The organism is Halobacteriovorax sp. DPLXC-1 (genome assembly GCF_036903125.1).
Lineage (GTDB): Bacteria > Bdellovibrionota > Bacteriovoracia > Bacteriovoracales > Bacteriovoracaceae > Halobacteriovorax_A > Halobacteriovorax_A vibrionivorans.
Genome location: NZ_JAYMCO010000001.1, coordinates 63,863 through 76,459, shown reverse-complemented (window position 1 = coordinate 76,459; position 12,597 = coordinate 63,863). Strand labels below are relative to the sequence as shown.

Here is a 12,597-nt window from a genome sequence, read left to right as displayed (position 1 = left end):
CCGAAGAAAATATTACGCATGGCCAAAAAAAATAACATTTACCCATTGTATTATTGGTCTAAATTGTTTAATATCTGCCGAAACCCGTTACCCCACAAACAACGGAATTATGGGCCTTTATAGGTCCTAAGTGTTGTAAACAAATCATTTTATTCTGATGATGCGTTTACGTTTTATTGATTTTTAACATTATTAAAGTGGAAGGTTACTATGTACACTGAGAAATCATTTGTGTTAAAGCCAGCAGATGCTGACAAAAAATGGCACTTAATTGATGCTACTGATAAGGTAGTTGGACGTTTAGCAACTGAAATCGCTAATGTATTAAGAGGGAAGAACTCACCGAAGTACACTCCTCATACAGATTCTGGTGATTTTGTTGTTGTTATCAACGCAGAAAAAGTTAAATTTACTGGGAATAAGTGGAACGATAAAGTTTACTACAGACATACAGGTTATGCTGGTGGACTTAGAGAAAGAACTGCTAAAGAGCAACTTGAAAGAAAACCAGAAGCGATTCTTATGAACGCTGTTAAAGGTATGCTTCCAAAGAACTCACTTGGTAGAAAACAACTAACAAAACTTAAGGTTTTTGCTGGATCTGAGCACGCACATAGCGCTCAAAACCCAGTAGAATACAAATTCTAGTAAGAGGTTATTATTATGGCTAAAGGAAAAACTTGGGATTCACAAGCAGTTGGTAGAAGAAAATCTTCAGTTGCTAGAGTTTATATGGCTGCAGGAACTGGTAAAGTTGTTGTTAATAATAGAGATATCAAAGAGTACTTCACAAAAGGTACTGACAGATATGTTGTTAATCAACCACTAAACCTACTTAAACTTGCAGATAAGTATGATGTTAAAATTAACGTAACTGGTGGTGGAACTACTGGTCAAGCCGGTGCTGTTCGTCTTGGTATTGCAAGAGCAATCCTTAAGATTGATGCAGAGCTTAGAGGCGAGCTTAAATCAGCAGGATTTCTTACAAGAGATCCAAGAAAAGTTGAAAGACAAAAAGCTGGTCAGAAAGGTGCAAGAGCAAAGTACCAATTCTCGAAGCGTTAAGATTTATCTTACAAATTTTCGAATATACAGAAGGCCCTCTTATTCAGAGGGCCTTTCTTTTTTATAGTTAACTGTATAATATTCAAAAAGAACTCAAATATGCTATAAGTCCATATGGCAAAATCAATTAAACTCAAAGGTGTACGTACAAATAATCTTAAAAATATAGATGTCGAGTTTCCTATTAATAAGATTACTTGTGTATCAGGTGTTTCTGGCTCAGGAAAATCATCACTTGTATTCAATACGCTGGCCAATGAGTCTAAAAGACGATTTTTAAATTCAATGCCATCTTCAATGAACTTTTTTGAAAGAGTTCCAACAAGTGCTGAAGTCGATTTAATTGAGCCAGTATTGCCAGTGTGGAGTCTTGCTCAAAATAATCCTATCGTGGGTTCAAGACTCAACTTGGCCGATCAACTTGAAATCAGCTACGAACTAGCACAACTATATTTTGATCAACAATCTTCAAAGTGTTTAATTCATAATGAAGAATTTATTGATGGGCTAGATTTAGCCATACGAGAGATTGAATCAATAATTTCAGATAAGACAAAAGTCTTACATATCCTTATCGGTAAGGATCATTATCAAGAGTGTATATCAGGAATGCCTGCTAGAAGTTTTAATTCTAATGAGCAGTTAATTCGTGAATTTAATGAAGAGGATGCCCAATGGGAAATCTTTCGTCTTAAGCCCAATAAAATATCGAATTTTAAAAAGAAATGGCTTGAGCTTATTAAAAACTCGGCAGTTATGCAATTAAGTGTTTACTTCACTGGAGATGATCAATTACATCACTTCAGCTTAAACGCAAAAGAGTTTTGCCCAAAATGTGATGAAGAGGGATTACAGAGTGCAAGACAGATTAGTGACCTCCTTCCTTACAATGGAATAGGTGCCTGTACTGAATGTAAGGGTTATGGATCTACACTAAGTTATGATGTTAATAAAATTGTAAAGTATCCCAAAAAGAAGATAAAAGACGGTGCAATTACTTTCTTAGATTATTCTAAATATAGTGCCTACTACAAGACTTTTATAACTGAAATGAAGAAGCTTGGTGTTAGTGATAATGAACGTTATTGTGATGTAAGTGATCAGGTTGAAGATCTTCTTCTAAATGGTGGTGGAAGATTCTATGGCGTTCTAAACTTTCTTTATGCTTTAGAGGAAAAACGTTATAAGCGATCTGCTAGAATTTTTCTTCGAAAGATGCAAAGTGAAAAAGTCTGTCATATTTGTTATGGGAGAAGACTTTCTCAAAGTGCAATGGCCCACTGTGGACAAGTTGAGAATATATCTACTTATGGTGATTTATTATCTCTTACAGTCGAGGGATTATTAATCGAATTAAATCATCTTAATGAAAATAATATTATTAAAAAAGTTAAAGATAAATTGGCCGTTGCAGTTGAATTAGGTCTGGGGGATTTTCCCTTAATGACAAAATTAAAGTCATTAGAAACAAGTGAATATCAAAAATCATTACTCGTTCGTTATTTAAGTTTTAAAGGAAGTGGCTCTTTATTTGTACTTGATGAGCCGAGTCTTGGGATGACTATTGAAGAACAAAAAGTTCTCTTAAAATATCTAAAAAATCTTTCAAAAAATAATACTGTAGTAATGGTTGAACATAGTACTTATTTACAAAATGGAAGTGATAAGACGATTCATATTGGTCCAGGAGCAGGGCACCTTGGCGGTGAAGTTGTAGAGATTAAAGGTAAACCAAAGAAACAAAAAGAATTAGTCTTAAAGAAGACGAAACCGAGTGGAAAGCTTACTTTTAAAGATATTGAGTTTGAGGACAAAAAGTATAAAAAGATAGAATTCAAATTAGGCACAATCAATCAGGTTTTAACGAATGTTGAATCTTTCGATAAAAGACTAATTATAAATGCACTATTTAATGAATTAAACGAAGAGTTATTTAAAGAAAAATATAATTTTGAGACTGATTATGAGATCGGTTCAATTGATATCACAAATGAAGTTCAAGATATTCATATCTATGAAACTCGAATTGAAAAATCTACAAGTCGCTCAACGGTGGGAACGACATTAGATCTAACTGGCAATGTTCGAAACTATTTCACTAAACTTCCTGTTTCAAAGTCCTTAGGTCTAGAAAAAGGGCATTTTTCTAAGAATTCTAAACTTGGTCAATGTAGTGTTTGTGAAGGAAAAGGTGTTCAAGAGATTGATATGCAATACCTTGAAGATGTGAGCTTTCCTTGTGATGAGTGTGGTGGAACTGGTTTAAAGAAGTTTTACGCCTCAATTACAGATGGTAAATATACAATCATTGAAGCGAGTGAAACTCCTGTATCAACTTTATTTGAGACAATACCAGCTACACCAAAAATAAAAAGAACACTTGGTTATTTGAAATTACTAAATCTTGATTATCTAACATTAGATCGAACAATACCCTCGCTATCAGGTGGTGAACGTTTAAGAGTGAAGCTATTAAAGGCCATTGATAAGAAGGTTAGTGATTCGATTATCGTACTAACAAATATTTCATATGGTTTATCAATGAATGAGCTAACTTCTATTTGTGAACTTCTTCAAGGACTTACAGATCAAGGAAATACATTAATTATTTTAGATAACCACGAAATCTTCAGTAATTTCAACCAGATAAAGCTTGATTAAAAGGTTAAAGTATTAGGCTTAATAACCGATAAGATTGGTATGATAAAGGCCTTTGTGACTCTATTTCTTACTATCTTTTCTCTGACATCATATGGTGCAGAGTTATTTGAAATTCCTTTAAGTAAACAACTATCTGAATCAAATGCCATTATCATGGGCGTTTATCAAGATAGCTACGTGAAAAAGCTAAATAATGGAAAAATTGTTACCAATGTTACATTCAAGCTTGAAAAGTCTGTTGGGCTTGGAAATAGAAAACAATTGAGTAAGAATTCTTTTAATTTTGTCTACAATGGTGGCCAGTGGCAAGGAATCAACTATCCAAATGAAAATATGCCTCGATTTGTAAAAGGTCGTCGTTATATAGTTCTTCTCGTAAAAGGTGAGCAAGAGTTCTATCCTTTCTATGATCGCCTCGGTGTCTATACTGTCATAGGGCGAGAAGGTGAGGAAGAGGTTGTCTCACAGGCGTTTCCAGCAAATGATACATTTGGTGCAAACTCTTTAAGTACCTTCAGTTTATGGGTAAGTACAGTCTTTGGAGAGAGCTTAGAAGGGCTTGGTTCTGATAAGGATATTTATAAGAATAAAAAGTCAGGCCGTCGAATCGCCTCAATCAATGAAGAGAAATCAAAGAATACCGCATATAAAATTCCTGTATATTGGCTTGTTATTATTTTTGGATTGCTTGGTGCAGCACACTTAAGAAAAACAAAAGCCTAATTCTGAAATTTACTATTCTTTTTTCACGACCAATTTAGTAAAATTTTAAGTAGTTATCCCATGGAAGGTAAATATGATGAATATTTTAAAAGTACTTTTACTAATTTCAATTTTTTCAATCTCAAACACGGCAAACTCACAAGACCTATTAAATGAGAGAATTCGAAAAATTCCTGAAAAGAAGAGATCAATCTTCTTTAAGAAAGGAATTTTCCATTCAACAAATAGCAATACGAGTTCTGTTCTAAAATCAATTAGACATGGAAATGGTTCAAGTCGAGGTTATGAAAGACTTGTTTTTGATTTTAAAACGAAAGAGGCCCCTCGTGTATATGGTTACAAGAGTGAGAAAGAAAATAAAATCTATATTGATTTCTTTAAAACTAAACTAGATAAGAAAGTTGGCTCTTTTGGAACATCTAAGCTTGTTAAGAAAGTTGATTTCTACCCAGTGGGAGATGATACTCTTTCAGCAGAGCTCGTTATTAGTGGCCAACATTCAATTGATGTATTTACCTTAACTAATCCAGGTCGTCTGGTTATTGATATTAAAAAATAAATGGTGTGAAAAAATATGAATGAATACGAAGAATATAATGTACAAATAAAAGACTCTTCAGGAGAGGAAAAGTTTCCAGAAGATGTTGTGATTATCCCAATTATGAATAGTCCAATCTTTCCTGGAATGATTGCACCGATTATTTTAACAGAAGATAAATTCACTGCAGAGTTAGATGAGTATCTTATTAAAAGTGGATATCTTGCTCTAAACCTTGTTAAGAATGATCTTAAAAATGATGATGGCGAAATAGATCCAACAATTCAGGATGAAATTGATACTCGTGAAATTACTTCAAAGGACATCTATAAAGTAGGTGTGCTTTGTAAGGTTGTTAAGCGATTAAAACTTCCTGATGGTTCAGTTAATGTCCTGGTTCATGGTATCAAACGCTATCGTGCTTCAGATATTTATGAAGAGTCACCATTACTTAGAGCTAAGTATGAAGTCTTTGATGACATCTTAGAAGAGGATGAGGAACTTGATGCATATACTCGTTCTATCATTAATCAGGTTAAGAAACTTAGTGAAGTAAATGCTTACTTCAATGAAGAAATGAAGTTAGCAATGATTAACTCATCTTCACCGGGGGCGCTTGCTGACCTCGTTGCATTTGCCTTATCTCTTGATATTCCTGAAGCTCAAGATTTTTTAGAAACTCTGGTTGTTAAGAAACGTTTTGGTAAGTTACTTGTTTATTTAAAACGTGAGAAAGATGTTGCAGATATTCAAAAGAAAATTTCTGATGAAGTTAACGACAAAGTTAATAAGTATCAACGTGAATATTTCCTAAGAGAGCAGCTAAAAGTAATTAAGGCGGAGCTAGGTCTTGAAGAAGATGATAAAGCACGTGATATTAGTAAACTTAAAGAGAGAATAATCGAAGCAAAGCTTCCTGAAGATGTACTAAAGTCTGTTAATGAAGAGATTGAAAGATTAGAGGTTATTCCTGATTCATCTCCAGAATATAACGTAACTCGTACATATTTAAATTGGATTGTTGATTTACCATGGTCAAAGTCGACAAATGACCATGTGGATATGCCAAAGGCCCAAAAGATTCTTGAAAAAGATCACTATGGACTAGAAAAAGCGAAAGAAAGAATCATGGAGTTCTTAGCTGTTCGTAAGCTTAAGCCTCAATTTGATGGTACTATTCTGTGCTTAGCAGGTCCTCCAGGTGTTGGTAAAACATCAATGGGAAGAAGTATTGCAGAATCATTAGGACGTAAGTTTTATCGCTTCTCTTTAGGTGGTATGCGTGATGAAGCAGAAATTAAGGGACATAGACGTACATACGTTGGTGCAATGCCTGGTCGTTTAATTCAAGCGATGAAGCGTGTTGAAGTGAATAATCCTGTTATTATGCTAGATGAGATCGATAAGCTTGGACAATCATTCCAAGGTGATCCAGCGTCAGCTCTTTTAGAAGTTCTAGACCCTGAGCAGAACCATACATTCATTGATCATTACTTAGATGTGCCTTTTGATTTATCAAAGGTTTTATTTATCGCTACTGCAAATTATATCGGTGATATTCCTGAGCCATTATTGGATCGTATGGAAATCATTGAGCTTAGTGGTTATACAATGGAAGAGAAGCTCTCCATTGCAACTAAGTGGGTAATTCCAAAGCAGATCAAGAAACATGGACTTGAGAAGAAAGATATCAACTTAAGTAAAGCAACACTTAAGAAGGTTATTGAAGATTATGCCCGCGAGCCTGGTGTTCGTGTTATGGAGCAAATGGTTGCTAAACTTTGTCGACGTGCAGCTTTAGAAAAAGTAAATGCAAAGAGAAAGAAGGTATTTGCACCTAAGCCAGCTGAACTTGAAGATATTTTAGGAACAGCAAGATATCAGAGTGAAAAGGCCCTAAAGAAATTATCTCCAGGTATGACGACTGGACTTGCGTGGACAGGTTATGGTGGTGATATTCTTTATATTGAAACACTTTCTTTAAATGGAAAAGGTTTCAAGTTAACAGGCCAGCTTGGTGATGTTATGAATGAGTCTGCTAACCTAGCTTATAGTTATGTTAAACAACTTCTTCAAAATGAAATGGATGAATTTTTTAAGATGAAGCCTAAGAGAAAGGCATCCGATGAAAATGAAGAAGAGTTAGAAGACTTTTTATCTGAAAGAGAAGTTCACCTACACTTACCTGCCGGTGCAACACCAAAAGATGGACCAAGTGCTGGTATAACAATGGCCTTAGCTCTTTATACACTTGCTCATAATGTGAAAGTGAAAAGTAACTTGGCCATGACTGGAGAGTTATCTCTTACTGGTAAAGTACTTCCAGTTGGTGGGATTAAAGAAAAAGTTCTTGCTGCAAAAAGAGCAGGGATTACAAATATTATTTTACCAATTGATAATGAAAAGGATTTAAAAGAAGTTCCTGAAAGACATAGAAAAGGAATGAAGTTTTATCCAGTAGCGCACTTTGATGAAGTATTGAAGATCGCACTCCCAAAATTTAAACCTAAGTTTAAGAAATAAAAAAAGCCTCTCGCATGAGAGGCTTTTTTTTTATGAAATTTAAATATAAATTAAAATTCGTCTGAATCGTATTCACTTACTGGAGCATGCTTAACTTTTCCAGCTGCAATTTCTCTAAGTGCTGTTACAACATCTTTGTTTTTGCTCTTAACAAGTTGGTCTGCACCATCTCTTAATTGCTTAACACGCTTTGCTGCTAAGTGAACTAACTCGTAACGGTTCTCAACTTTTTCTAAACAGTCTTCAATTGTAATTCTTGCCATTTGTGCACTCCGAAAAATTAAATGTGACTTAAGTTATTTTTATAGGACAAAGCGCTGTTTTTGTCTAGATACTGGACGTAAATATTTAAAATATTTAAAGTATTATTACGATGCGCTACGTGATTTCAGTGGCTTATGTTGGTTGTGAAATATCGTCCTTTTGCATATCAATTGGGTATGAACAATCAAATATTTATATTTACAGAAAATATAAGGGTGAGACCATCTGCGTTGTTTTTCAAACAGAAATTCAATGGCGTGTGCTGTGGCCATAAATTGAAACGAATCGAGCTGAGTTTTAAAGATGAAAAAGTTAATTTGGCAATCGGCTATTATATTTTTAAGATTGTGGTGAATAGGATAGACTCTCATATACTTTATGGCGATATTGTCAGTTATAAGTTTTTTAAAGAGTAGATATGGATGAAAATACAGTTTTAGAACTTGCCCTTGAAGAAAGAAAGTTCTTACATGAGATATCAAATAAGTTAGCTGTTGCAGATGGAATGGCCGCAAAGGTTCTAAGGCTTATGGAATCTTCTAATGCAGATGAAGACTTAATCCGTCGTCAAAAGAAAGCTTTAAAGGCCATTAAAGATCAAATTGAATTGGTTAAAAAACGTCGTTTTATCCTTCATGAGAGATCAAACGTTAAAAGCATTTAATTCAGATTCACACTTACTTGGTCGCCAACCATAAATGAAGATATTTCCAGTATAGGGCGCTTCTCTTCGCTATTGAAATTCTTTGTAATTGCAATTGAAGTATCTCCATCATGATGGATGACTTCGAGTTGACCTACTTTCATTTTGTGACGATAGCGTCTTTCTTTATCATAAGGATCGTTGAGAATAATAATTCTGTAAACGTCTAAGAGAGTACCGTTTTTGATACCTTGTTTCTCTCCGATATTAACATAATAATTTTTTTGAATTTCAGACACATCGTTGGTCATTGGTAATTCGTGCTCAACAGAGTAGATCATATAATCATTGGCACAGACTTGGATTTGTAGAGTTAATCCAATGACGACAAGTATGAAATGAGCAAGAGTCTTCATAACTAATTATCCTTTGTTGTTGCAGTCATATACTTTTTTACAAGCATACTGATCTACTATTCGGAAATTAGAGGAAAAAAATGATAGTGAAGGGAAGGAGAAGGACCGGGGGAAATATATTCCCCCGAAATTATGTCGAACTTAATTATTTCAATCTTAAGTATTTAACTTTATTAACCACGAGATCATTATATCTGAAGTTATTTAGTCGGTTATGATAAACAATATAGTCTCTCGAGTAGTAGAGAAGTACCCATGGTAAGTCCTCGAGGACAATTTCTTCAACCTCGGCCATCAAGTGATACTTTTGATCATTGTCAGAGAGTACCTTTATTTTTTCAAACTTCTTATCAAACTCTTTATTTGAATAATTAGATACATTTGGCCCTGGTGCTTGGTTTTGTGTTGTTAGTAATTGAAGAACATTTTCACTATCTGGGTAATCGAGAGTCCAACCATCAAGCCAAATTTGGAGTTTCCCCTCTTTGGCCTTTTTTAGGAAAGCAGGAAATGTATTGAGTTTGATTTCAATTTTTATCCCAATTGCTTCCAGATCTTGTTTCAATAATTCGGCCCTTTGTCTTTGAGTCGTTGAAGAGGCCCTCGTGTCGTAAACAAGTGTTGGAAGACCTTTTCCGTTTGGATAGCCAGCCTTTTTTAAGTATTCTTTAGCTTTTTCAATATTGTAACTATAAGGAAGCTTACGAGATGGATCGTATCCTGGAATACCTGGAGGATAGATCGAGTTAGCTTTCAGTCCGATATTATTAGTAAATGTTTTAATATATTTTTCAATATTTACAGCATGAGCAATGGCCAAGCGAAGATTCTTATTAGTTCCTACGATAGGGTCTTTCATATTGAAAGAAAACCACCAGTAAGTGAAAGAAGAGAAGATGTCGAGTGTGATATCTTTATCCTTGTATTCTTCAGTTAGCTCTCCACTAGGTGATACTAGTGAATGATAGTTATCTTTTGGAACTCTTAGGAAGTCGAGATTACCAGACATAAATTGTAACCATCGAGTTTGTGCTTCTTTAATTATATGAAATTCAATTTTATCGATAAACGGAAGACGTTTTCCGGCATCTTCTAATAATTCTTTACTGTGGGCGAAGCGATCACCTTTTCCAGGGTAGAATTCCTTATGGTAATTTTTGAATCGACTCATGAATAACTTTGAGCCGCGAAACCACTTATCTAATTTATAAGGGCCAGTACCAATAAGTTCATCAATAAAAGTTTCTTCTTTCATTGCTTCAGCTGGCATTGGGGAAGTAAAACTCATGGCCAATGCATTTAACATTTGTGGATATGGCTCTACTAATTTGATTTGAAGAGTGCGCTCATCCAATGCCTTCAATCCTTCAACATCTGTTGAGAGGAGTTTACTAAAATCACTTCCGACCTCTTCTCTAAATTTATTAAGGCCAACGACACGGCCATCAAATAACCACCAACCATTACTACGGTATGGCCTAAAGGCTAGTCGCTTAATCTGGTTAATAAAGTCTTCTGCTTTAACAAACCTTGGTTTTTTAAAAGCTGGATGATCGTGATACTGGATATTTTCTTTGATCTTTATTGTATAAGTGAGGCCATCTTCAGAAACTTGAGGCATATCTTCAGCAAGAAGAGGAACTAGCTTTAAGGGTTTTCTGAGATAGTGGTATTCATATAATTGTTCATAACCTTGATAAACCACTGACATTGAAACAGAGTCATATGCGTTTACGGGGTCAATTGTAGAGATAGATTCTGTAAGTGGGAATCTAAGTGTATTCTTATCAGTTTTTGAAACACGACATGATGTAAGAGTGAGTGTTACAAGTATTAGTAATGTACTAAATAGGGTAATCTTGCGCATTGCTTTCCTCGTTTTGGACATAATTTATTTCTGTTTTTATTTTGTCGTATGAATGCCCTTTTGACAAAAGAAAGCGTATCAGCTTTTGTTTAAAATTAAAATCTTCCAAGGCTTCAATGCCTTTAGATCGAATCTTTTTATGGATTAATTCTCGAAGCTGATTATTTTCTGTGTATCGATATTCTTCGAATATTTCCTCGATGATATGACCTTCTACGTTTAATCTTTCCGCTCTTAGCTTATTGATTATATTTCTCTTAGATTGACCTTTGTACATGAAGGTTTTGATACGGGTACGGATATATTGTTCTTCTTGTAGGTATTTGGCCTCTTCAAGGAAGTCGAGGAGTTCGTCTACATATGGAGTGTACTTTTTTTCGTATAATTTACGGGAAAGTTTAAAGCGGGAATAGTCTCTTTTTGAAAGTAACCAGATGCAGTAATGATAAGCTCTTTTAAATGAACGAGTTAAATCAGCCTTGCTTTCATCTTCTGCAAGAATATAATCTTCATTATTAAAGGGAAGCTTTTCGATGGTTTCTTTTAGAGTCATTTAAAAAGTTGCCCCTTAGGTCACTGTCTACAATTCTGTAGGATAGAAATCTAAGAGGCTATATTTTAATTATTGAACAACTTTTTTTGACTTAGACTTTGATTTAGTCTTTTTCTCTTCTACTGGAGTTTCTTCAATAATCTCACCAGTTGCTTCATCAACTACTGAGTTATCTTTAATCAGTCCATGTAGAACAAGAATTTTATTTTTAATTTCTTGAGCAATCTCTGGATTGTCGGCTAAGTACTGCTTCGAGTTCTCACGACCTTGACCAATTTTTGCATCATTGTAAGAGAACCATGCACCTGCTTTTCCAACGATATTATTCGCTACGGCCAGATCTAATAGGTCACCCATTTGAGAAATACCTTGTCCGTACATAATATCGAATTCAACGATTTTAAATGGAGGTGCAACTTTATTTTTTACAACTTTTACTTTCGTTCTGTTACCAATAACCTCATCACCATTTTTGATAGCACCAGTTCTTCTGATATCTAGTCTTACTGAAGAGTAGAATTTAAGAGCGTTACCACCAGTTGTTGTTTCTGGGTTACCGAACATAACACCGATCTTCATACGAAGCTGATTAATAAAGATTACTGTCGTATTTGAGCGATTAATTGATCCTGTTAGTTTTCTTAGTGCTTGAGACATTAGTCTAGCTTGAAGACCCATGTGTGAATCTCCCATATCTCCTTCAAGTTCTGCACGTGGAGTAAGGGCCGCAACAGAGTCAACAATTAGAAGATCAACTGCACCTGAGCGAACTAGCATATCTGTGATTTCTAAAGCTTGCTCACCACTATCCGGTTGAGAGATTAATGTATTTGGAATATCAACACCTAGATTCTGAGCGTATACTGTATCAAGTGCGTGTTCAGCATCAATGAATGCAACTGTTCCACCTTGCTTCTGTGCTTCTGCAGCAATATGTAGAGTAAGAGTTGTTTTACCTGATGACTCAGGTCCATAAATCTCAATGATACGTCCTTTAGGTACACCACCAACACCTAGTGCAAGGTCTAGTCCTAGACAGCTTGTAGGAATTGCAGGAACTTTCTCTGGTCCGTTTTCACTATCAAGTTTCATGATGGCACCTTTACCAAATTGCTTCTCAATAGTTGAAAGTGCTAGATCTAGTGCTTTTTGCTTGTTCTTGTCAGTTGATGTTGTCGCCATAAGCTCTCCGTGTTTTTGTATTTAGAATTATTTCTACCAAATTAATCTGCTATCAGCTAATGCAAAAGTTGCTTGTTTTAACTTTCTTTTAAGTTGATGAAATCAAAACAATTCCAAAAAGCTAATTCTAGTTTTTTACATTTTGCTTATTTATATTTTTAG

At 34.8% G+C, this 12,597-nt stretch carries 12 protein-coding genes; 7 read left to right on the top strand and 5 right to left on the bottom strand.

Annotation, left to right across the window (positions count from 1 at the left end):
• The first annotated feature begins 210 nt into the window (after window positions 1-210).
• The 6 genes from rplM to lon all read left to right on the top strand — a co-directional run bounded on the left by rplM (window position 211) and on the right by lon (window position 7,510).
• On the top strand, window positions 211-648 hold the full coding sequence (gene rplM, locus VCM44_RS00400) for a 50S ribosomal protein L13 (RefSeq protein WP_114706148.1): 438 nt from the start codon (window positions 211-213) through the stop codon (window positions 646-648).
• Between the two features lie 15 nt (window positions 649-663).
• Window positions 664-1,065: a 30S ribosomal protein S9 gene (gene rpsI / locus VCM44_RS00395; RefSeq protein ID WP_114706149.1), complete on the top strand. Its 402-nt coding sequence runs from the start codon at window positions 664-666 to the stop codon at window positions 1,063-1,065.
• 114 nt (window positions 1,066-1,179) lie between these two features.
• The gene (locus tag VCM44_RS00390; protein ID WP_334677729.1) at window positions 1,180-3,726 is read left to right on the top strand and encodes a hypothetical protein; all 2,547 of its coding nucleotides are present in this window, start codon (window positions 1,180-1,182) and stop codon (window positions 3,724-3,726) included.
• Window positions 3,727-3,765: 39 nt separating this feature from the next.
• Window positions 3,766-4,449 (top strand): hypothetical protein, encoded by a 684-nt coding sequence (locus tag VCM44_RS00385; RefSeq protein ID WP_114706151.1) that lies wholly within the window; start codon window positions 3,766-3,768, stop codon window positions 4,447-4,449.
• A gap of 73 nt (window positions 4,450-4,522) precedes the next feature.
• Window positions 4,523-5,008 carry a hypothetical protein gene (locus VCM44_RS00380; RefSeq protein WP_114706152.1) on the top strand — a complete coding sequence of 162 codons (486 nt, stop codon included), beginning with the start codon at window positions 4,523-4,525 and terminating at the stop codon, window positions 5,006-5,008.
• Between the two features lie 15 nt (window positions 5,009-5,023).
• Entirely contained in the window at window positions 5,024-7,510 is a 2,487-nt protein-coding gene (gene lon, locus VCM44_RS00375; protein ID WP_120404050.1) for an endopeptidase La, read from the top strand.
• Between the two features lie 50 nt (window positions 7,511-7,560).
• Here lon and rpoZ read toward each other — a convergent pair whose 3' ends face one another.
• Entirely contained in the window at window positions 7,561-7,773 is a 213-nt protein-coding gene (rpoZ, locus tag VCM44_RS00370) for a DNA-directed RNA polymerase subunit omega (RefSeq protein ID WP_021267614.1), read from the bottom strand.
• 419 nt (window positions 7,774-8,192) lie between these two features.
• Here rpoZ and VCM44_RS00365 point away from each other — a divergent pair, with 419 nt between their 5' ends.
• Entirely contained in the window at window positions 8,193-8,438 is a 246-nt protein-coding gene (locus VCM44_RS00365) for a hypothetical protein (protein WP_120404052.1), read from the top strand.
• On the opposite strand, the gene VCM44_RS00360 is transcribed toward VCM44_RS00365, so the two are convergent.
• From VCM44_RS00360 to recA, 4 genes are all read right to left on the bottom strand, one after another.
• On the bottom strand, window positions 8,435-8,833 hold the full coding sequence (locus VCM44_RS00360; protein ID WP_114706156.1) for a hypothetical protein: 399 nt from the start codon (window positions 8,831-8,833) through the stop codon (window positions 8,435-8,437). The two genes, VCM44_RS00365 and VCM44_RS00360, sit on opposite strands and share 4 nt — an antisense overlap.
• A gap of 145 nt (window positions 8,834-8,978) precedes the next feature.
• The gene (locus VCM44_RS00355) at window positions 8,979-10,700 is read right to left on the bottom strand and encodes an ABC transporter substrate-binding protein (RefSeq protein ID WP_334677727.1); all 1,722 of its coding nucleotides are present in this window, start codon (window positions 10,698-10,700) and stop codon (window positions 8,979-8,981) included.
• Window positions 10,678-11,253, bottom strand: a complete 576-nt coding sequence (locus tag VCM44_RS00350; RefSeq protein WP_334677725.1) for a regulatory protein RecX — start codon at window positions 11,251-11,253, stop codon at window positions 10,678-10,680. The genes VCM44_RS00355 and VCM44_RS00350 overlap by 23 nt, the downstream gene beginning before the upstream one ends.
• Window positions 11,254-11,322: 69 nt before the next feature.
• Complete coding sequence (recA, locus tag VCM44_RS00345) at window positions 11,323-12,435, bottom strand: recombinase RecA (RefSeq protein ID WP_114706159.1); 1,113 nt, start codon at window positions 12,433-12,435, stop codon at window positions 11,323-11,325.
• Window positions 12,436-12,597: the final 162 nt, after the last annotated feature.